Origin of the sequence: Flavobacterium kochi (assembly GCF_048286715.1) — a bacterium.
Lineage (GTDB): Bacteria > Bacteroidota > Bacteroidia > Flavobacteriales > Flavobacteriaceae > Flavobacterium.
Genome location: NZ_JBLVPW010000017.1, coordinates 1 through 20111, shown reverse-complemented (window position 1 = coordinate 20111; position 20111 = coordinate 1). Strand labels below are relative to the sequence as shown.

Annotated in this window: 20 protein-coding genes; 15 read left to right on the top strand and 5 right to left on the bottom strand. The window is 34.7% G+C overall.

Features of this window, described 5'->3' with window-relative positions; genetic code table 11:
* Positions 1 to 11 precede the first annotated feature (11 nt).
* The 5 genes from ACNQGH_RS15290 to ACNQGH_RS15270 are packed head-to-tail and all read left to right on the top strand — an operon-like array spanning position 12 to position 3386.
* The gene (locus tag ACNQGH_RS15290; RefSeq protein ID WP_417956894.1) at positions 12 to 1241 is read left to right on the top strand and encodes a nitrous oxide reductase family maturation protein NosD; all 1230 of its coding nucleotides are present in this window, start codon (positions 12 to 14) and stop codon (positions 1239 to 1241) included.
* On the top strand, positions 1238 to 1960 hold the full coding sequence (locus ACNQGH_RS15285) for an ABC transporter ATP-binding protein (RefSeq protein WP_417956893.1): 723 nt from the start codon (positions 1238 to 1240) through the stop codon (positions 1958 to 1960). Before ACNQGH_RS15290 ends, ACNQGH_RS15285 begins: the two co-directional genes overlap by 4 nt.
* Positions 1944 to 2711, top strand: a complete 768-nt coding sequence (locus ACNQGH_RS15280; RefSeq protein ID WP_417956892.1) for an ABC transporter permease subunit — start codon at positions 1944 to 1946, stop codon at positions 2709 to 2711. The genes ACNQGH_RS15285 and ACNQGH_RS15280 overlap by 17 nt, the downstream gene beginning before the upstream one ends.
* Positions 2711 to 3004 (top strand): cupin domain-containing protein, encoded by a 294-nt coding sequence (locus ACNQGH_RS15275; protein WP_417956891.1) that lies wholly within the window; start codon positions 2711 to 2713, stop codon positions 3002 to 3004. The genes ACNQGH_RS15280 and ACNQGH_RS15275 overlap by 1 nt, the downstream gene beginning before the upstream one ends.
* A 10-nt stretch (positions 3005 to 3014) precedes the next feature.
* Positions 3015 to 3386, top strand: coding sequence for a group III truncated hemoglobin (locus ACNQGH_RS15270; RefSeq protein ID WP_417956890.1), 372 nt, complete (start codon positions 3015 to 3017; stop codon positions 3384 to 3386).
* A 109-nt stretch (positions 3387 to 3495) separates the two neighbouring features.
* Here the strand turns inward: ACNQGH_RS15270 and ACNQGH_RS15265 are convergent, their stop codons facing one another.
* From ACNQGH_RS15265 to ACNQGH_RS15255, 3 genes are all read right to left on the bottom strand, one after another.
* On the bottom strand, positions 3496 to 4050 hold the full coding sequence (locus ACNQGH_RS15265; protein WP_417956889.1) for a fasciclin domain-containing protein: 555 nt from the start codon (positions 4048 to 4050) through the stop codon (positions 3496 to 3498).
* Between the two features lie 66 nt (positions 4051 to 4116).
* A complete protein-coding gene (locus ACNQGH_RS15260; RefSeq protein ID WP_417956888.1) occupies positions 4117 to 5349 on the bottom strand; it encodes a hypothetical protein in 1233 nt (410 codons plus the stop codon).
* A 3-nt stretch (positions 5350 to 5352) separates the two neighbouring features.
* The gene (locus tag ACNQGH_RS15255) at positions 5353 to 5946 is read right to left on the bottom strand and encodes a Crp/Fnr family transcriptional regulator (protein ID WP_417956887.1); all 594 of its coding nucleotides are present in this window, start codon (positions 5944 to 5946) and stop codon (positions 5353 to 5355) included.
* Between the two features lie 269 nt (positions 5947 to 6215).
* Here ACNQGH_RS15255 and ACNQGH_RS15250 point away from each other — a divergent pair, with 269 nt between their 5' ends.
* From ACNQGH_RS15250 to ACNQGH_RS15235, 4 genes are all read left to right on the top strand, one after another.
* On the top strand, positions 6216 to 8030 hold the full coding sequence (locus tag ACNQGH_RS15250; protein ID WP_417956886.1) for a hypothetical protein: 1815 nt from the start codon (positions 6216 to 6218) through the stop codon (positions 8028 to 8030).
* Between the two features lie 167 nt (positions 8031 to 8197).
* Positions 8198 to 8572 (top strand): hypothetical protein, encoded by a 375-nt coding sequence (locus ACNQGH_RS15245; protein WP_417956885.1) that lies wholly within the window; start codon positions 8198 to 8200, stop codon positions 8570 to 8572.
* A gap of 114 nt (positions 8573 to 8686) precedes the next feature.
* Positions 8687 to 9484: an MbnP family protein gene (locus ACNQGH_RS15240; RefSeq protein WP_417956883.1), complete on the top strand. Its 798-nt coding sequence runs from the start codon at positions 8687 to 8689 to the stop codon at positions 9482 to 9484.
* Positions 9485 to 9535: 51 nt separating this feature from the next.
* On the top strand, positions 9536 to 10501 hold the full coding sequence (locus ACNQGH_RS15235; protein WP_417956882.1) for a transporter: 966 nt from the start codon (positions 9536 to 9538) through the stop codon (positions 10499 to 10501).
* Positions 10502 to 10561: 60 nt separating this feature from the next.
* On the opposite strand, the gene lysS is transcribed toward ACNQGH_RS15235, so the two are convergent.
* A complete protein-coding gene (lysS, locus tag ACNQGH_RS15230; RefSeq protein ID WP_417956881.1) occupies positions 10562 to 12271 on the bottom strand; it encodes a lysine--tRNA ligase in 1710 nt (569 codons plus the stop codon).
* A 283-nt stretch (positions 12272 to 12554) separates the two neighbouring features.
* Here lysS and ACNQGH_RS15225 point away from each other — a divergent pair, with 283 nt between their 5' ends.
* The 3 genes from ACNQGH_RS15225 (at position 12555) to lipB (ending at position 14354) form a co-directional block, all read left to right on the top strand.
* Positions 12555 to 12986 carry an antitoxin Xre/MbcA/ParS toxin-binding domain-containing protein gene (locus tag ACNQGH_RS15225; protein ID WP_417956880.1) on the top strand — a complete coding sequence of 144 codons (432 nt, stop codon included), beginning with the start codon at positions 12555 to 12557 and terminating at the stop codon, positions 12984 to 12986.
* 3 nt (positions 12987 to 12989) lie between these two features.
* Positions 12990 to 13442 (top strand): RES family NAD+ phosphorylase, encoded by a 453-nt coding sequence (locus ACNQGH_RS15220; RefSeq protein ID WP_417956879.1) that lies wholly within the window; start codon positions 12990 to 12992, stop codon positions 13440 to 13442.
* 201 nt (positions 13443 to 13643) lie between these two features.
* Complete coding sequence (gene lipB, locus ACNQGH_RS15215; RefSeq protein ID WP_417956878.1) at positions 13644 to 14354, top strand: lipoyl(octanoyl) transferase LipB; 711 nt, start codon at positions 13644 to 13646, stop codon at positions 14352 to 14354.
* Positions 14355 to 14362: 8 nt separating this feature from the next.
* Here lipB and ACNQGH_RS15210 read toward each other — a convergent pair whose 3' ends face one another.
* A complete protein-coding gene (locus ACNQGH_RS15210; protein WP_417956877.1) occupies positions 14363 to 15031 on the bottom strand; it encodes a ribonuclease HII in 669 nt (222 codons plus the stop codon).
* 174 nt (positions 15032 to 15205) lie between these two features.
* On the opposite strand from ACNQGH_RS15210, the gene ACNQGH_RS15205 reads away from it, so the two are divergent.
* The 3 genes from ACNQGH_RS15205 to ACNQGH_RS15195 all read left to right on the top strand — a co-directional run bounded on the left by ACNQGH_RS15205 (position 15206) and on the right by ACNQGH_RS15195 (position 20044).
* A complete protein-coding gene (locus tag ACNQGH_RS15205; RefSeq protein ID WP_417956876.1) occupies positions 15206 to 17164 on the top strand; it encodes a putative porin in 1959 nt (652 codons plus the stop codon).
* A 207-nt stretch (positions 17165 to 17371) separates the two neighbouring features.
* A complete protein-coding gene (locus tag ACNQGH_RS15200; protein WP_417956875.1) occupies positions 17372 to 18733 on the top strand; it encodes a pyridoxal-phosphate dependent enzyme in 1362 nt (453 codons plus the stop codon).
* Positions 18734 to 19534: 801 nt separating this feature from the next.
* Positions 19535 to 20044 (top strand): carboxypeptidase-like regulatory domain-containing protein, encoded by a 510-nt coding sequence (locus tag ACNQGH_RS15195; RefSeq protein ID WP_417956874.1) that lies wholly within the window; start codon positions 19535 to 19537, stop codon positions 20042 to 20044.
* The last annotated feature ends 67 nt before the right edge of the window (positions 20045 to 20111 follow it).

Genomic DNA, 20111 nt, shown 5'->3' with positions numbered 1-20111 from the left:
TACGAGCAATAATGAAAACACTGTTATTTATATTCTTATTATTTTCCTCTTTTCTTCAAGCGAATGTGATTGAAGTTGGGGCTGATAAACCAATAAAATCAATAAAAAAAGCCATTAGTAGGGCTAAAATAGGAGATACTGTTTTGGTTTATAAAGGAATTTATAAAGAAGGCACTATCGTTATTGATAAAAAAATTGTTTTCATTGGAAAAAACTTCCCTATTCTGGATGGGCAAAAAAAGTATGAAGTACTTTCCATTAAAGCCGATAGTGTAATTGTAAAGGGTTTTAAAGTTATAAAATCAGGATATGCAACACTCGAAGATCCGTGTGGTATTAAAGTGTATAATAAAAATTACGTCGTGATTCAAAACAATATTCTGGACGATAATTTCTTTGGTATTTATATTCAAAATGGTAAAAACTGCCTTGTAAAAAACAATAAAATCATTGCCTACGGGAAAGAAGAGCAACAAATTGGCAATGGAATTCATTGCTGGAAAAGTGATAATCTTCAAATTATTGCCAACACAATTTCGGGGCATCGTGATGGAATTTATTTTGAATTTGTTACAAATTCAGTAATCTGGAGAAATATATCAACCAATAATATCCGTTATGGATTGCATTTTATGTTCTCTAACGATGATGCCTATATTACTAATATTTTCAAAAATAACGGTGCCGGCGTTTCTGTAATGTTTACCAAGAATGTCAAAATGTTCAATAATTATTTTGAAGAAAACTGGGGCGATGGCGCTTACGGGTTATTTCTAAAAGAGATTTCGGACAGTTACATTATAGGAAATAAATTTTCCAGAAATACCTCAGGAATTCATATGGAAGGAACGAACAGAATTCGAGTGGAGAAGAATGTTTTTGAAGCCAATGGCTGGGCCATGAAAATACTGGCAAGCTGCATGGATAATGAAATTGTAAACAATAATTTTATTGGTAATACTTTTGATATGGGAACCAACGGCAGCTTAGTTCTGAACCAGTTTAACAGTAATTATTGGGATAAATACGAAGGCTACGATTTAGACAAAAATGGAGTAGGCGATGTGCCCTATCATCCCTTGAGTCTGTTTGCGGTATTGGTTGAAAATAATCCGTCGGCCATGTTGTTGTTCCGGAGTTTTATGATCACACTTTTGGATAAATCCGAAAAAGTTTTGCCCAGCATAACCCCGGATAATTTTATTGATAATGCGCCATTAATGCACTCTTTATCGCTATGATAGTAATAAAAGATATATACAAGAAATTCGGAAAGTTAGAAGTTTTAAACAATATAAATCTTTCTTTCAAAAAAGGGGAGTGCATTGCACTTATTGGTCCTAACGGATGCGGAAAAACCACTTTGATAAAAAGTGTTTTAGGCATGGTAATTCCCACCAAAGGAGATATTTTGTTTGATCAGAAGTCGATTTTAAAAGCGTTTGAATACCGGGAAAAAATAGGATACATGCCTCAAATAGGTCGGTATCCAGACTACATGACGGTAGGTCAGATCATCGAAATGATTAAAAAAATTAGAAATTCGAACCAGGTGTTAGATGAAGATTTATTGAAGTCATTTGAACTTGAAAAAATATTTGACAAACAGATGCGGACACTTTCTGGCGGAACTACTCAAAAAGTGAGTGCAACACTGGCTTTTCTGTTTAATCCGGAGGTGTTGATTTTAGACGAACCGACAGCAGGATTGGATCCGTTGGCTTCTGAAATATTGAAGGAAAAAATTATAAAAGAAAAAGAAAAGGGGAAACTCATTTTGATAACCTCTCACCTTTTGAGTGAATTAGATGATTTGATATCACAAATCATTTACATGCAGGATGGAAAAGTACATTTTCATCAGACCATTTCGAATTTATTGCAATCAACAAATGAGCAAAAAATATCCAAAGCAATTGCCAAAATATTAAAAAACAAAAACGATGAACCGAATCATTAAAATCATTTTTCTGGACATTTTGAAAAACAAGATTATATTGGCTTATACTTTTATTTTAGCCATACTTTCCTGGAGTTCATTTGGGCTGGAAGATAATTCTGCTAAAGGATTACTTACGATTTTGAATATAATTTTATTCACGGTTCCCTTAGTTTCCATTCTTTTTGCCACGATTTATTTATACAACAGTTCCGAGTTTATAGAATTGTTGTTAAGCCAGCCGATTAAACGAAAGAAAATTTGGCTGAGTTTGTTTTTTGGGTTGTCTTTATCTATGGTTTTGGCTTTTTTTATTGGAGCAGGGATTCCGCTTTTACTAAATGCGCCGGACAGCGTTGGGATAATGATGCTGATTGTGGGTAGCCTGATTACTTTAGTCTTTGTGGCGTTGGCATTCCTGAGTGCTATCCTTACCAGAGATAAATCGAAAGGAATAGGAATTGCCATAATGCTTTGGTTATATTTTGCATTGCTTTTTGACGGAATAATTTTGTATCTGTTGTTTCAATTATCAGATTATCCGATCGAAAAGGCAATGATTGGCGTTACGGCGCTGAGTCCAATAGATTTGGCACGAATTCAAATTTTATTGCATCTTGATGTTTCGGCGATGATGGGGTATACCGGCGCTATTTTTAAAGATTTTTTCGGAACCTCATTGGGGTTGTTAATCTCCTTTTTATTATTGTGTTTATGGGTTGTCATTCCGTTTTTCATTTCATTAATTAAATTTAAAAATAAAGATTTATAATGTTTAAAGAGCTGTTTCAAAAATTAGAAAATGCTGTTAATCCGGTAACGCAGGTAGTTCAAAATACCGCTTGCAGTAAAGTAATTGCAATTGCTTTCAAAAAAGGGATGGTTCTTAAAGAACACAAAACGGATGTTCCCGCCAAATTATTGGTGATAAGAGGAAATGTGATTTATAACGAACAAAATCAGCAGGAAAAACTTTTTCTTTATGATGAAAAAAATATTCCTGTAGCCATTTTGCATTCGGATGAAGCGTTGGAAGACAGCTTGTGTTTATTGTTTAAAGGCTAAAAATCTACAAATGAAAACGGATATAAAAAATAGAAACGACATTGAGAAACTGGTAAATACCTTTTATAGCAAAATAAAAACGGATGCAAAAATCGGTTATTTTTTTACGGCTGTAGCCAAAGTAAATTGGGAAGCGCACCTGCCTAAAATGTATGATTTCTGGGATAATATTCTGTTTTCTAACGGAAATTACACCGGAAATCCAATGATTAAACACAAAGAATTACATCAGAAAAGCGAAATGAAAGAAGCTCATTTCCAACATTGGAACGCCTTGTTCAATGAAACTGTCGATGAATTATTTACAGGAGAAAAAGCGGAAGAAATCAAACAGAGAGCAATGAATATTTCTGCGTTAATGCTGTTTAAAACAATAGGGTAAGCTAGTACGAACCCACAGGTGTCGGGGTTTTTCGATGCAACCACTAAAAGAAAAAATAGCGTAAACATTTAAGTTTACGCTTTCAATTTTTTACGCTGGATTGTTAATTTTATTTCGGAAGTAAAACATCGTTTATAACATGTATAATTCCGTTTGATGTAGGGATAGAAGCTATAATTTCCACACCATTCACATATACTTTATCCTCTTTTTTGGTGATTTTTATTTTACCACCATTCACTTGTTCGTATTGCTGACCATCCTGCATGTATTCCGTTTTTAATGCTCCCACATACGTATGGTATTCCAATATGTTTTTCAAATCATCTTTTTTCTCCGGTTTCAGTAATCCTTCAACCGTTCCCTTTGGAAGTTTGTCAAAAGCTGCATTTGTTGGTGCAAAAACCGTAAAGGGTCCGGCATTACTCAAAACATCCACTAATCCTGCTGCTTTTACTGCAGTTACCAGGGTGGTGTGCTCTTTGCTTGTGGAAGCAACCTGAACGATATTTGGATTGGAAATTTCATCTTTAACAGCAGATTGGCCTGCCCCTTGGGCAGCAGTGTTTTCTGCTGCAGTTTCAGCGGTAGCGTCACTATTTTGTTTGCATCCAAAAACGGCAAAGAAACAAACGACTACGAATAATTGAATAGATTTTTTCATAATATGAGTACTTGATTTTTATACTGCAAAGTACTAATTATCAGTGTTTTTGTTTTATGATTTCAATCATAGAGGACGGTTGTTTTTAACTTTTTTTATGGAATAATACGCGGTCAATCCTATTCCTGAAAGTAAGATTAAAGCAACAATAAAAAGGAGTTCATTAATATAAGGAATACTGGTGTAACTAAACGACGCGACACCTTGAACGGCAAGAACCAGCTCGTTTAATAATACGCCAACAGAAAATGTAACCAACCCGATTTTTATTTTTTTATTAATAAAAATCAAATGGTTTGCATAAATGTAAAATAAGAGGAACAATGAAATTACAGCCAATAAAACCAGGTGCAGGTAAGCAATTACAATGGGCCTGAAACCGAAAGCCAGATCACTTATGACGGGAATGGTTGAACCCAGTTGAAGCACTAATTTTATACTCAGGGCCACAATTACAAATAGTAGAATATATCGTAATAAAGGGGCAAAGTTTTTCAAAAACTCTTTTCTGGCTTGTATTAAAATAAAAAGAAGTTTAAACCAGGCAAAAACCTGAACGAGTGCAGCAAGAACTGTAATTATATAGAGCCAAAGCGGTAAATTCAGCCAAAGCGTGGATAAAAAATAAGCAGGAATACAGGCAATTGCAAACAATTTAAATGAAGTTTCGTAAAAAGAATGTTCTGATTTTTTTAAATTTAAAAAGCCAAAAACCAAGCCCATGCAACCAAAGAAAAACCAACCGTTGTATTGAAAATGAAGAAAATAATAAATGGATGATAAATACAAATCCTGAACAATATGTTTGCTCATCATCATATAACCCAAATAGAAAGTTCCAAAAGAGGAAATGATATTGAAACCTATTGCGGCTTTAAACCAGTTGACAGCCAACAAATGGCGATCTATTTTTTTTAAATCCTGAAGGTAATAATATCCAAAAACATAGGAAACCAAAATAGAAGCGATTGAGAATAGTATTGAAAACAGACCGTAGCCCTGAATGATGAAGAAAATCAGCATGCCGTAAGAACAAATTAGATTTGCAATAATTAGTTTTCTGTATTTATTTGCTTTAAAACCAACTGTTTTGTTTTCGAGGTAATACACCATCAAAGTCATCAAAGTATGGCTAATCCAGCCAGAAAAGGCAAAATGAGAATGGGAATGTTGTATGCTTTTTTGATTGAAATAGGGGAATTCAAAACCTATTTTATAGCGCATTAAAACGCCAAGAGAGGTAACTATAAAAAGATTTAATAAGGAGAATTTCAACCAAAATTTGATATCTAATTTCATTTTTTAAAAAAATATTTTGTGATTGACGATAGCAACTTTGTTACAACTATTCATTTTTGAAAAAGCACGTATCACCGTTTCTACTCTCAAACCGGTAAAATTTGCGATTTCCTGACGTGTATAAGGAATCAATACTTTGTCAGCAGTACATTCACATTTTTTTTTATGTGAATTTAAAAAAGCAAGAATTCGAAACTCCGGTTTCTGATTGATAATCTCTTTGGAAGAATTGGATTTTGAATGAATTTTGTTGGCAAGCAAAATCAGAAAAGTCTTTTGGATTGCCGGATACTCCTCAAGAATCTTTAAAAATTTATCCTTGGACAATTTTATAATGGTACTGTCCTGAATAGTAATTGCTTTTGACGGATACATTTGATCAATAAACAAAGGTGGTTCGCCAAAACTCTCCCCTTTACAAAAAAGGCCTTGTGTGAACTCTTTTCCTTCGTCATTCGAGTTGAACATTCTCACGCTTCCGTCAATGATTTGATAATAAAAATAGGCATCTTCATCTTCATTGAAAATCACTTCGTTTTTTTTATATTTTTTTGCTACAGCACCCCAGGAAAAAAGTAAATCGATATTTATTTGCATAACTAAATTGGAATTATAAATGGGTTGTTTTACAATTGGACTGGTTAAAATGTACGCTTGATGCAACTATAAATTTGCCTAAATTCAACAAAAACAGCATTGAGATCATGAAAAAACAGTTATAAAAATATTGGTTTTACCGGTGTCTCAAAATAGCGCTTTAATTGGCTAAGGTATTTTGATAAAGTGGAATAGCACATGATATTTATCAGCTTTTATCCCATTTTGTTTCTCGACTTTTGTGGTTTATTTATTAAATCATTTTAGGCATGACAACAATTAAACCGCTTCATACATTTCATATTCCTGTTATGGGACTAGCCTATACAATCGATAGCCCGATAAGGGTAGCGAAGTATGGAATATCTTCTGTAATTTCAATTATGGATGATGAACTTATCGAAAAAATGACTGCATTTTACAGCCAGAAATTTGACCTTCCTTATCAGGAAATTACACAAAAAATACATGATTATCGCGCAGAACGGATTACTTCTTATTTGAATTTGGTAGACAAAATCGTAAAAGAAAAATTTGAAAATTTTAAAACCGAATTGTCCGAAAGCAAATTGGCATTGGAAAATTATATGGCAATGCTGCCCAACAAATCGAAGATTAAATTGGGCTTACAAAATTTAATGGAAGATGGTTTTGCCTTTAAAGAAAATATTAAAAGTTATCTGGAGCATACTATTTTTCCAGGTGATATTGATGTCAATATAATGACCAAACTTGACAAGGATAATTTCATCAAAGACGAGCAATTACCAATTGCTTTTAATGATGCGCATGCTGCTCTTCGCGGTTTTGCTAATAGTACATTAGAGTCTTCGGTAGTTTTATCTGCAGGAATGAATCCAAGATTGTACAGTTATTTTGAAAATTTCTCGGCTTTCTTTCCAGATTTGAATAATACACTGAAAAAGAAAATTACGCTGAAAGTGAGCGATTTTCGTTCGGCAATGATTCAGGGAAATTTTTTAGCTAAAAAAGGACTTTGGGTTTCTGAATACCGAATAGAATCTGGATTAAATTGCGGTGGACATGCTTTTGCAACCGAGGGCTATTTGTTGGGACCTATTTTAGAAGAATTCAAACAGAAAAAAGACCAGTTGATTCAATCAGCCCATGATTTGATGGTGAAAGCCTTGAGACAAAAAGAAATGCATGTTCCGGAACAGCCTTTGGATTTAAAAATTACTGTTCAGGGTGGCGTAGGAACTTCCGAAGAACACGATTTTCTTTTGGACCATTATAGAGTCGATTCTGTGGGTTGGGGCTCTCCCTTTTTATTGGTTCCCGAAGCTACTTCTGTAGATAAGCACACCAGAGAATTATTGGCTAAAGCCAAAGAAGAGGATTTGTATTTAAGTCATATTTCACCATTGGGAATTCCTTTTAATACGTTGAGAGGTACGACTAATGAAAAATTCAAACTCAAACGTATTGAGGAAAATAAGGCGGGAAGTTCGTGCCCAAAGCGATTTTTGGCTTTAAGCAAAGAATACGATGTAAAAGGAATTTGTACCGCCTCCAAAAAATACCAGGACTTAAAACTGGAAGAATTATTGCAACAAAAAGAGATGCTATCGGCCGCTATTTACGATAAAAAGAAAAGCAACATTACTGAAAAGGCATGTCTTTGTGTAGGTTTGGCCAATGCTTCTTATCTTGAAAAGGATATTAAAATTAAAGGTCAGGCTCAAGGCGTGATCATTTGTCCCGGACCTAATATGGCTTATTTTGACCAGGAAGTTTCGCTTTCTAAAATGGTACAGCATATTTATGGAAATGCATCGGTTTTAACCGTTACCAATCGTCCCAATTTATTTGTCAAAGAATTGAAAATGTATCTGGACTATTTAAAAAATGAAATCGCAGCAGTTTCTGATGAAATTACAGCCGGGCAAATTAAGAAATGGCATTCATTCAAAAATAATTTGATCGAAGGAATTGCATATTATGAAAATTTATTCTCATCCACACCTTTTTTTGAAAACAGCAGAAAAGAGATTGAGAGCCAGCTCAAATTCTACAAAACGGAACTGGTTGAATTTAATATTCCAGAATTAGTGATGGTTTAGTAAAAAATGGGCTTAAATTTTTTTTAAGCCTGTTTTTTTTACGCATTGATAAGCGATAAAAAAAAAGAATAAATGATGCGAATTGGTTTTAAGTCTTTCAATTTAAAGCTACTTTAAAGTCTTTCAATTTAAAGCTACTTAAAGAGTTGTAATCTACCCTTTGCCCCATGAAAAAAATAGCATTTATAATCGTATTAATCCTGTTTCTAAAACCACTGTTTCCGGTTTTGGAATATGCCGTTAACTTTGAATATATTTCAAAAGTGCTTTGTGTTAATAAGGCAAAACCTATGATGCATTGTAATGGAAAATGCCATTTGATGAAAGAATTAGCCAAGGCACAAGAACAAGAAAAACAAACCCCTTCTAACAAAAAGAACGCAACAGCTGCTACCCCTGATTTAATTTTGGACAGCAAATATGATTTCTCATTATTAGTTTACAATGTAAATACCCAAACAAAATTCAATTCAGAATATAGTAATTTATATGCTCACCTGAATTTGTATGCTATTTTTCATCCGCCCATTTTTATTTCCTAAATTTTAGTTGAAACACTTTTGCAGGTACTTTTTCATTTGACAAATGTCATTTGAAAGTCCCTTGTGCGTGCAAATATTTCAAAACAAGGAATAAGAAATATACCCTCATAATAAATGAAAAATTTACTGAATAAAACAATAGTTATTATTGTATTAAGCACTGTATTTGCAGGCTGTACAAGCAATGAAGAAGTCATCTCAGGAACTGGAAACCTTGGATTGGAATTCGATAATTCTTTTGGAGCAAATGACTTGACATTAGGTACCCAGACTAATACGACTTCAAACAACGAAATGTTGAAAATCAATACAATTAAATACATTATCAGTAACATCGTCTTGATAAAAGAGGATGGAACCACCTTTATGTATCCAAAAAGTGAAAGTTATTTTATAGTTGACGAAGCCACCGAATCCAGCCATTTATTGGAATTAATTAATGTCCCTGCGGCAAATTATACTAAAGTAAAATTTGGAATCGGAGTGGATCAGGCAGAGTATAATCTGGGAGAAACAAGTCAGGGTGCTTTTTTAGCACAGGCTCAGGCGGCAGCAATGATAGGGAGCTGGTCACAGGGGTATATAAATTTAGGTTTTGAAGGCAGTTTTACATCTTCAACGATTACATCAGGCACTAATTTTATGGTGTACGCCAAGAAAACGGCATCAGCTTATAACTATACTGAAGTGACTCTTGATTTACCAACAAAAGCAATGGTGCGAACCACCATCAGTCCCGAAATCCACATTGTTGCAGATGTGTCTAAAATTATTGACGGAACTACTAAATTTAAGCTTTCCGACTATACTATGGCAGGAATGGGTGCCATGATTATGGACGGGGCAAATTTGTCATTAATCACTGCAAACTTAACAGGAATGTATACCGTAGCTCACGTTCACAATGATTAGATCAATGTACAAGCCTGCCACTTTTGTATTCTTTAAAAACGTTTTAAAACCATGAAAAATATAATTTTAATTGTTGTTACCGTTCTTTTTATGAACCAGTTTGTTGCTGCCAAAATAGTAAAAGACAGTATTTCGAGATTTAGTTTACAAAAAATGCAATTACTGGAAGATTTTGATTGTGATGCCTGTGGTTGTTCTGCAAGTGGAGGGAGTATGGGATTTAGTTCTATGCTGAATAACAATTTTGTTGGCTTGCGCTATTTCAATCAAAGTTATACCAGCAGAGAAGGTATTTTTGCCAACTCACCGTGGATCGATGAAAATTTCAATACGGTGCAAATTTGGACAAAAATACCAATTACAGAAAAGATCCAGATTTCGGCATTGATTCCGTATCATTTTCACAATCGTGAACTTTCAACAGGAATAGAAAACAGTAAAGGATTGGGCGATATCTCTGTTATAGCGCTGTATTCTTTATTTCAAACGCATAAAGACAGCACCGTGTTTACGCATAAACTGCAATTGGGCGGAGGAATCAAAATACCAACAGGAAAATTTGACGAAGCCAATAATACTGGAAGTGTTAACCAAAGTTTCCAGGTGGGGACGGGCAGCTGGGATTATCTATTAGTATCGGAATATGTTATTAAAAAGAAAAATATGGGACTAAGTACCATGCTCAATTATACTTTCAAAACTGAAAATCAAAAGCAGTATCAATTTGGAAATCAATTTAATTATGGCAGTACACTCTTTTATCTGTTTGATTTACCTGTGATAAAACTGGTCCCGCAATTGGGTTTGGCAGGCGAAGTCTATCAAACCAATAAGCAATATGGACAAAAGTTACCGGATACTTCGGGAGCTATTCTTTTTAGTAAATTTGGGATTGAAGCGGGAAAAGGAGATTTTTCGATTGGTGTCAATGCGATGCTTCCCATCAATCAACATTTATCCAATTCGAAAATCGAAGCCAATTACCGCTGGAGTGTCAATTTGAATTATACTTTATAACAACAAAAAAGGAGTTTCAAAAAATTGAATCTCCTTTTTTATATCGTCAAGCGGAATAAATTACTCTGCCAATTCCACAATTTTATGATCATCAACTAAAGCTACTTTCACCAAACCATGTTTAGCCAAGCCTTTCATGGCAGCATCCCATTTCTTGCCACTCAAATCTGATTTTACTTTCAATAAACCCAAATCCATTTTACTGTCATTGGTTTTTAAAAGGGCGATGATTAATTTCTCTTCGTCTAACAATTCAATTTGAACTTGTTTTTTCTCTGGTCGCATTTGCGGGAAAAGCAATACCTCCTGAATCGACGCATTATTGGTCAGGAACATCATCAGACGGTCCATTCCAATTCCTAATCCGGAAGTTGGCGGCATTCCGTATTCTAATGCTCTTAAGAAGTCTTCATCGATGATTCCGGTAGCCTCATCATCACCTTTTTCAGACAATCTCATTTGGTCTTCAAAACGCTCTCTCTGGTCAATAGGGTCATTCAATTCAGAATAAGCGTTCGCTACTTCTTTACCACAAACCATTAATTCGAAACGTTCTGTTAATTCTGGATTATCACGGTGTTGTTTGCATAAAGGTGACATTTCTTTAGGATAATCCGTGATGAAGGTCGGTTGAATATAATTTCCTTCGCATTTAGCGCCAAAAATCTCATCAATCAATTTTCCTTTACCCATTGTGGCATCCACGTCAATTCCCATTCCTCTTGCTGCTTCAAACAATTCAGCTTCATTTTTACCCGAAATATCAAAACCTGTAAAGTGTTTGATGGAATCCGTCATGGTAACTCTTGCATAGGGTGCTTTAAAGTTAACAGTATGTTCTCCGAAAGTCGCTTCGCTGGTTCCGTTTACACCAATAGCACAATGTTCCAGCAGGTTTTCGGTGAATTTCATCATCCAATTGTAGTCTTTGTAGGCTACATATATTTCCATCGCAGTAAATTCTGGATTATGTGTTCTGTCCATTCCTTCGTTACGGAAGTTTTTCGAAAACTCATAAACACCATCAAAACCACCAACAATCAATCTTTTTAAGTATAATTCATTCGCAATACGCATGTATAGAGGCATATCCAGCGAGTTGTGATGCGTGATAAAAGGTCGGGCCGCAGCGCCACCAGGAATCGGTTGTAAAACAGGAGTTTCAACTTCTAAATACCCCTTGTCATTAAAAAAAGAACGCATCGCATTGAATAATTTGGTTCTTTTGATAAACGTTTCTTTCACGTGATCATTCACCGTTAAATCCACGTAACGACGACGGTATCTTTGTTCTGGATCAGCAAAAGCATCGTGCGTTTTTCCATCGGCATCCGTTTTTACTACAGGAAGTGGTTTCAAGGCTTTCGCCAAAACTGTCAATCCATAAACATGCACTGAGATTTCACCCACCTGTGTTTTGAAAACCGTTCCGCGAACCCCGATAAAATCGCCAATATCCAATAGTTTTTTGAAAACAACATTGTACATCGTTTTTTCCTCATCAGTTGAAATATCATCCCTGGAAACATAGATTTGAATACGTCCTTCAGCATCTTTCAATTCTGCAAATGACGCTTTTCCCATGATACGCTTACCCATCAAACGTCCTGCTAAAACAACTTCCTTTCCTTCGTACTTTTCGAAATCCGCTAGGATTTCGCTGGAATAAGCGGTTGTGATAAATTCGGCTGCTGGATAAGGCTCAATGCCTAAATTGCGTAATTCGGTAAGTGCTTCTCTACGTAATATTTCTTGTTCGGATAATGCCATTTTATTCTGATTTTAAGAGCGCAAAGATACTGTATAAGTAGCAAAGTAACAAAGTGCTAAAGGTTTTTTGCGCTGGGCTCCAATTTTCTTTCTCCCAGAATGTAAAAATACAGCTTAAAAATCCTGAATTCAAACCAGGAGAGAAAACGGATATAATTATAATTCATCTATAACTATCCCTGAAAACGGATCAGTCCTAAAAGTTGCCGGGAAATAGTATAGTATTGGTAAAATTACTTGTGTAGTTCTGTAAAATTACGTAATTTTGGTTAAAAACATAGTCATGACAACTTTACAAAGAGCTAAAAAGACAGTAAAATTTGAAATTCCGGAAATTGGTAACCCGAGAGCTGTACGTTTTTTTTTAGAGGGTAATACTATAGGTTCTATCTATTTTAATGCCTTGAAAGCCGTTTCAACTTTAAATGATAGTGTAGTTTCCGATTGGTTGCATATTAGCACCAAAACGTACCAAACTTACAGAAAGGAAGGGATTCTGTCCAAAGAGAATACTCAAGAACATGTTGTTTTGTTACTTGCATTATATCAACATGGAGAGGAAGTTTTTGAGACAAGTGAGAATTTTGATAAATGGTTAATTTCTCCCAATTTTTATTTGTATAATAAAGCCCCTAAAGATTATTTAGGGACAATCACTGGAATTAAAATAATTGATGATCGTCTAACTGCTATAGAATTTGGCGATAACATTTAGGCTATGAATGTATATAGAATAAGTAGCGCTAAATATTCAAAAAAATTGACTGCATCAGGAACAGAAAATAGATGGAATAAGGAAAATGAATATGTAATTTATACAGGTTGCAGTCGTTCGTTATCAACACTTGAGCTTGTCGTTCATAGGGCGGCAATAGAAATCACGATACCTTATAAGCTTATGGTTATTTCTATTGCAGATGAACCAGGATTAATAAAAGAGATTCAGGAAAGTGATTTGCCTAACAATTGGAGACAAACGAGTGCTTATATCATTCTGCAAGAAATAGGATCAAATTGGTATCAAGCAAAAGAAACCTTGGTTTTAAAAGTACCATCAGCATTAATTCCACAAGAGAGTAATTATGTGATAAACACAAATCATCCCTTATTCTCTTCAAAAGTTATTTTACTAGAACAAGAGGATTATATTTGGGATGGCAGACTCTTGTAAAAAAGTTTTACTTAGTCAAGTTGTCAATTTGCATATATCTAAATCTAAATAAGACGGGAAATAATGTTTGACCTAAAATAATTCCGATTTTAGAATATAAGCCGTTTGTAAAAAAAATAATCCTGTGACCAAAAATCAAATTATTTAATTATACCCAACGGGTGAATTAGTAGTACCTTTGTGCAAATTTTGTAAAAAAAAATGAACAAAACCATCCAGCTTCAAGATTTAGGAAACAAAGATTACAAGGAAACTTGGGAATACCAGGAAGAATTGTTCAAAGGAATAGTTGACTTAAAAATTAAAAACAGGAGAGAAGAAACCAATTTGGAAACCCCAAATTATTTTCTTTTTGTGGAACATCCTCACGTTTATACTTTGGGTAAAAGTGGTGATTTAACTAATTTGCTTTTATCTGAAAAGCAGTTGGAAGCCAAAGGAGCGACTTTTTACAAAATCAATCGCGGAGGAGACATCACGTATCACGGACCGGGACAAATTGTAGGGTATCCTATAATTGACCTGGAAAATTTCTTTACCGATATTCATAAATACCTGCGTTTTCTGGAAGAAGCGATTATTCTTACGTTGCAGGAATATGGGATTACCTGTGGAAGAAGTGAAGGTGAAACCGGAGTCTGGTTGGGTGTAGGAACTCCATTTGCAAGAAAAATTTGTGCTATGGGCGTTCGTGCTTCCCGTTGGGTTACCATGCACGGATTCGCTTTAAATGTAAATGCTGATTTGGGTTATTTTGACAATATTATTCCCTGCGGAATTCGTGGTAAAGCGGTAACGACCTTAAACGTAGAATTAGGCGTTGAAAGTGTGAATGAAACAGAAGTAAAAGAAAAAATTCTGAAACACTTCTCCAGTCTTTTCGAAGCGACTTTTGAGGCATCCCCAATTTAAAATCGGTATTAGTCAATCAAAAAATCAAAAGAATATTCTTCGGGTAACAGTTGAAACGTTATTCTGTGGTATTTTGTAATCCCATATTTTCGGATAGCTTCGCGATGTTCTCTGGTAGGATAGCCTTTGTTTTGTTTCCAATTATACATTGGGAATTCTTCATGAATCCGATTCATGTAGTCGTCACGATGTGTTTTTGCTAAGACGGAGGCAGCAGCAATACTCATAAATTTGGAATCCCCCTGTACAATACTGGTATTTGGAATCGAATTAAGAATTTTGAGTTCAGTAGCAGTAAAAATTTTCCCTCCACGGTTTTTTATTCCTTTTTTGTGAATTAGTGGTGCATTGCCATCCACAATAATGTATTCGGGTCTGGGATGGAGTTTTAAAATGCTTTCCTGCATTGCTTTTATCGATGCATTCAGGATGTTGATTTCGTCAATTACCAAAGGCTCCAGATGCGTTACAGCAAATGAAATGGCCTGTTGCTCAATAATAATTCTTAATTTTTCTCTCGTTTTTTCTGAAAGTTGCTTGCTGTCATTCAGGATTGTATTCTCAAAATCGAATGGTAATATTACAGCAGCCGCTGTGACGGGACCAGCGAGACAGCCGCGACCTGCTTCATCAGTTCCGCTTTCGAGGATAATTTTCGAAAAATTGTTTTCGAGCATATAGCATGGATTTGAAGCAACAATATTATAAAAATTTTTCTGTAAAAACCCGTTATCTTTCTATTTGTTATAACAATCCTATAAAATGCTGTGTTTTTTTATTTATACGTTTTTATAAATTACCTTTGCTTGATTAAAATTGTAAAAATAATTGCCTAATTATACCCCTTTCAAATGAGAATTCTCTTTTTTTTTATTTTTTTATCATGCTCCGGTTTACTATTTTCTCAGAAAAAAAATAGTAGCAATTTAGACCCCAATAGTAAATACAACAGCTCAGATTCAATAAAGAAAAAAAAAGAACCAGTTGCGACCATAGATATGTATCGGGTAATTACTTTGGATCGCGATACGACTTATATTGATACCTCACTGACCATTCAAAAAGAATACAGTCACAATTATTTACGAAAAGACATTTTTGGACTTTTACCTTTTCCAAATGATGGGCAAACCTACAATACGTTGCAATATAGTTTGACCGATTTTTCACCACTTCCGGAATTTGGTTTCAAAGCAAAACATTTTAATTTTTTGGAAGCAAACCAGATACGTTACAGCTCTGTTGCCACTCCGGTTACGGAATTGTATTTTAAAACCACCATACAAAAAGGGCAATCAACAGATGCGTTTATTACTTTAAATACGTCGGAGAATCTTAATTTTTCTATGGCCTACAGGGGATTGCGTTCTCAGGGAGAGTACCTGAATCAATTGTCAAGTACCGGAAATTTCAGGTTCACGGTAAGTTATAATACTAAAAATAAACGGTATTACTCCAACGCACATTTCACGTCTCAGGATATTCTAAATGAAGAAAATGGTGGAATTACAACCATCAGTGATTTTGAAAGTGAGGATCCAAAGTACAATAACAGGCAACGATTTGAGGTGTATTTTTTAGATGCTAAATCATTTCTGAAAGGGAAAAGAGTATTCTTAGATCACAATTTCAGGATAAATGCGAACAAGGGCGCCAATAATTTATACGTTACGCACCAATTTAATTACGAAAATAAATTTTTCGAATACAATCAGGCAACTGTTCCATCGACTGTAGGAGGAACTATCGTGTATAGATTTGGCGATTCTTTTAAGGATAGTGGCATAAATGATCATACCCATTACAATAAAATGTATAATAAAGCGGGATTAATTTATGAGAATACCACTTTAGGGAAATTTCAATTTTTTGTGGATGATTTCAGATCGAATTACTATTACAACCAGATATTGATTTTTGACGATAAAACGGTCGGCAGCTCTTTAAGTCAGAATATAAATAATGTGGGAGGCCAGTATGAGTATCAGAAAAATAAATGGAATGGAAAATTCCTGTATTCAAGATCAATTACCAATCAATCCTTGTCCAATTTGGATGCCAAGGTAAGGTATAGTTTTAATGATGAAACGGAATTGTCATTTCAATATCAAAATATTAATAAGTTACCTAATAATAATTATAATCTCTATCAAAGTAGCTATATTCAATACAATTGGTCAAATGATTTCAAGAATGAAAAAATAAATTCAATTAACGTCAACGCGATCACACCATGGGTTACTGCATCGCTACAGTACTCGGTTCTAAACGATCATTTGTATTTCAATGATGTTTCAACAGCTGCGCAAATAGCGGCACATACTCAAATCGTTGCACCGGCACAATACGGGAATACGATAAATTACTTGTCGGTGAAAGTGAGTAAAGAAATAAGATTCGGGAGTTTTGCATTAGATAATACTGTTTTATATCAAAAAGTAGATCAACAGGATATGGTCTTAAACGTACCTGAAATTGTGACAAGAAATACCTTTTATTACTCGGGTTATTTTTTCAAAAAGAACGCTTTGTTTTTACAGACGGGTGTTTCGTTTAATTATTTTACAAATTATTTTGCCAATGATTACAATCCGGTAATCGGGGAGTTTTTTGTTCAAAATAAAAAGGAAATTGGAAATTATCCCAACCTTGATTTTTTTGTTAATGCAAAGATTCAAAGAACAAGAATTTACATAAAAGCGGAGCATTTTAATTCTTCCTTATCCGGTAATAATTTCTATGCTTCGCCTAACAATCCTTCCCGTGATTTTACAATCCGTTTTGGGTTGGTTTGGAATTTCTTTCAATAATTTTCAGCGGCCGTTTATCGTACTGTTCACTACAGCATTACCTGCTTGACAATGCAAGAAGTATACGTCTCTTTAAGTAATTCCTGTTAAAATAATCGTAGTGAAGTAATCACAAACGCAGCATCCAGTTTTTCCTGTTGTTTTGTAACAAAATGCTATCTTTGTATTGCGATTTATAACAACTGACACTCTTAAATGAATAATAAAATGCACTACGCAGAAAACATATTAGGCACAATAGGCAACACACCCTTAGTAAAACTAAATAAAGTCATTGCCGGAATAGAAGCTTTGGTGCTTGCTAAAGTAGAAACCTTCAATCCGGGAAATTCTGTCAAAGACAGAATGGCCGTTAAAATGATTGAAGACGCTGAAGCTGACGGAAGGTTAAAACCAGGAGGCACAATTATCGAAGGAACTTCGGGAAATACAGGGATGGGGTTGGCATTAGTGGCCATTATAAAAGGCTACAAACTTATTTGTGTGATTTCCGATAAGCAGTCCAAAGAAAAAATGGATATTCTTCGTGCCGTGGGTGCAAAAGTTGTTGTCTGTCCTACCGACGTCGAACCAACAGATCCACGTTCCTATTATTCAGTTTCTAAAAGACTGGCTGAAGAAACGGCCAATTCCTGGTATGTAAACCAATATGATAATTTGTCCAATTCACTGGCACATTACGAGCAGACTGGTCCTGAAATTTGGGAGCAAACCGGCGGTAAAATTACTCATTTTGTTTCTGGTGTAGGAACTGGAGGGACGATTTCAGGAGTTGGAAAATACTTAAAAGAAAAAAATCCCGCCATTAAGATTTGGGGAATAGATACCTATGGTTCTGTATTTAAAAAGTACCATGAAACAGGAATTTTTGACGAAAATGAAATCTATTCCTATATCACAGAAGGAATTGGCGAGGACATATTACCAAAGAATGTCGACTTCTCTCTGATTGATGGTTTCACGAAAGTTACGGATAAAGATGCAGCAGTTTATACCCGAAAAATTGCATTGGAGGAAGGAATATTTGTTGGGAATTCAGCTGGTGCAGCCGTAAAGGGATTGTTGCAGCTTAAAGAGCATTTCAAACCGGAAGATGTGGTGGTTGTTTTATTTCACGATTCCGGAAGCCGTTATGTAGGTAAAATGTTCAATGATGATTGGATGCGTGAAAGAGGTTTTCTTGACGAGGAAATCAAAAAAGCCGAAGATGTTATCAAAGATCATATCGACAAACCATTGATTGTCGTTCGTACGGAAGAATTAGTTTCGCATGCGATAGAAAGAATGCGTAAATACAAAATCTCTCAGATTCCGGTGATTGATGTCACAGGATTTGTAGGCTCGGTTGATGAAAGTGATTTGTTCCAAAGTTATGTTGCCGATAAAAATGTAGCGGACAGGCCTATTAAAGAGATTATGGGGAAACCATTTCCAATCGTAAAATTGGGAACCTCAATAGAAGAAGTTTCTAAATTATTTACCAAAGAAAACGATGCGGTTTTGGTTGAACTAGCGAATGGAAATCATCATATTATTACCAAATATGATATTATTGGGTCTATAAAATAAACTTAAAAACACGCATTTTTTTTATACTGTACTCCTGCAGGGTTTTTTAACCTTGCAGGTTTCTTTGTTTTAGGTCGAGCCGGATTGATTTTAATATACTGCATTTTTGATCATGATGAGCACAAAGGTGTTTATGATTGCGTTGAATATTTTCCTGTAGCGCTAAAGCTAGCACTTTTTTACAGCGAAAATCCTGTTTTGGAACCTAAAGAAGTAAAAACCACTATCATACTATTCTGTCAATTATCATTCCATCAGTCCCTTCCGGACAATTGCTTTTTAATTAATTCTTACTGATGGCTGTAATTCTTAAGAATTATATAGTTCCTTCTAAGTAAGACTTTTAGCATTAGAGAAATGTTTACTATTTTTTTAAAATAGTTGCGTAATTATCATTATAAGTTGCTTTTTTTTACATGGAATTTAATTTAATTACGATTGCTTTGGTAAATTAAAAATTATTATTTACGTTTGTGTAATCGATTACAATTTACATTATAAATATATTTGAATGAATAATCTGTAAATAGAAGGGTTGAGTTATTACTTTGAATTTGGCAGATTAGTAGCCACACCAAAATATGTGCTGAAAAATGAAGCAGTTATAAATCATAAAAAAAAGAAGTATGCCCTTGATCAAAAAGAGGCGAGCAAGTACATACAGCAGTCAATTTCTTTGCGAAAAAAAAAGTAGAAGTATTAATCCAAAACAGTAGGCCTATTGATAAACAATCCCTTTTTAATTCAACTATGTATTTGCATAGTAACCAAATTTTTAACCAATAATCCAATAATAACCAAATGCAAAAAAAGAAAAAGAACGTTAACTATTTTTTATTTTTATTAGGAATACTGTTTTGTTTGCCGATTTATGGACAAGAAGCATTAAATGTCAAGGGGACCGTGACCGATGCTAAATTAGGGGGGGCTTTGCCAGGTGTTTCCATTCTTATTAAAGGAACTGCGAAAGGGACAACAGCCGATTTTGATGGAAATTATACAATAAGCGCTAAACCTAATGACGTATTAGTTTTTAGCTATATCGGTTTCAAAACGATTCAAATGCCTCTTGGCGGAAAAACTAAAATTAATATAAGTTTAGAGGCAGAGAATAATGTGCTGGATGAAATTGTTGTGGTGGGTTATGGAACCGCAAAAAGACGTGATCTTACGGGTTCTGTAGCGTCAGTTAAGGGGAAAGATCTTGCTGCTTATCCGGTGGCTAACGTAGCACAGGCCTTGCAGGGTAAAATTGCAGGTGTTAACCCAAGTTGCAGGTCTTTAGCCCGAACTGCCACTGTCTATAAGTGATTCACTTTTTTTTATTTCCAGTTTGTGTACTACAGACTTTTTAGTAAACGGATAATATTTCAATTTT

Excerpts from the sequence above, each read along its gene's own strand:
- ACNQGH_RS15290 (WP_417956894.1), top strand. The coding sequence starts at position 12 with ATGAAAACACTGTTATTTATATTCTTATTATTTTCCTCTTTTCTTCAA.
- ACNQGH_RS15285 (WP_417956893.1), top strand. The coding sequence starts at position 1,238 with ATGATAGTAATAAAAGATATATACAAGAAATTCGGAAAGTTAGAAGTT.
- ACNQGH_RS15280 (WP_417956892.1), top strand. The coding sequence starts at position 1,944 with ATGAACCGAATCATTAAAATCATTTTTCTGGACATTTTGAAAAACAAG.
- ACNQGH_RS15275 (WP_417956891.1), top strand. The coding sequence starts at position 2,711 with ATGTTTAAAGAGCTGTTTCAAAAATTAGAAAATGCTGTTAATCCGGTA.
- ACNQGH_RS15270 (WP_417956890.1), top strand. The coding sequence starts at position 3,015 with ATGAAAACGGATATAAAAAATAGAAACGACATTGAGAAACTGGTAAAT.
- ACNQGH_RS15265 (WP_417956889.1), bottom strand. The coding sequence starts at position 4,050 with ATGAAAAAATCTATTCAATTATTCGTAGTCGTTTGTTTCTTTGCCGTT.
- ACNQGH_RS15260 (WP_417956888.1), bottom strand. The coding sequence starts at position 5,349 with ATGAAATTAGATATCAAATTTTGGTTGAAATTCTCCTTATTAAATCTT.
- ACNQGH_RS15255 (WP_417956887.1), bottom strand. The coding sequence starts at position 5,946 with ATGCAAATAAATATCGATTTACTTTTTTCCTGGGGTGCTGTAGCAAAA.
- ACNQGH_RS15250 (WP_417956886.1), top strand. The coding sequence starts at position 6,216 with ATGACAACAATTAAACCGCTTCATACATTTCATATTCCTGTTATGGGA.
- ACNQGH_RS15245 (WP_417956885.1), top strand. The coding sequence starts at position 8,198 with ATGAAAAAAATAGCATTTATAATCGTATTAATCCTGTTTCTAAAACCA.
- ACNQGH_RS15240 (WP_417956883.1), top strand. The coding sequence starts at position 8,687 with ATGAAAAATTTACTGAATAAAACAATAGTTATTATTGTATTAAGCACT.
- ACNQGH_RS15235 (WP_417956882.1), top strand. The coding sequence starts at position 9,536 with ATGAAAAATATAATTTTAATTGTTGTTACCGTTCTTTTTATGAACCAG.
- lysS (WP_417956881.1), bottom strand. The coding sequence starts at position 12,271 with ATGGCATTATCCGAACAAGAAATATTACGTAGAGAAGCACTTACCGAA.
- ACNQGH_RS15225 (WP_417956880.1), top strand. The coding sequence starts at position 12,555 with ATGACAACTTTACAAAGAGCTAAAAAGACAGTAAAATTTGAAATTCCG.
- ACNQGH_RS15220 (WP_417956879.1), top strand. The coding sequence starts at position 12,990 with ATGAATGTATATAGAATAAGTAGCGCTAAATATTCAAAAAAATTGACT.
- lipB (WP_417956878.1), top strand. The coding sequence starts at position 13,644 with ATGAACAAAACCATCCAGCTTCAAGATTTAGGAAACAAAGATTACAAG.
- ACNQGH_RS15210 (WP_417956877.1), bottom strand. The coding sequence starts at position 15,031 with ATGCTCGAAAACAATTTTTCGAAAATTATCCTCGAAAGCGGAACTGAT.
- ACNQGH_RS15205 (WP_417956876.1), top strand. The coding sequence starts at position 15,206 with ATGAGAATTCTCTTTTTTTTTATTTTTTTATCATGCTCCGGTTTACTA.
- ACNQGH_RS15200 (WP_417956875.1), top strand. The coding sequence starts at position 17,372 with ATGCACTACGCAGAAAACATATTAGGCACAATAGGCAACACACCCTTA.
- ACNQGH_RS15195 (WP_417956874.1), top strand. The coding sequence starts at position 19,535 with ATGCAAAAAAAGAAAAAGAACGTTAACTATTTTTTATTTTTATTAGGA.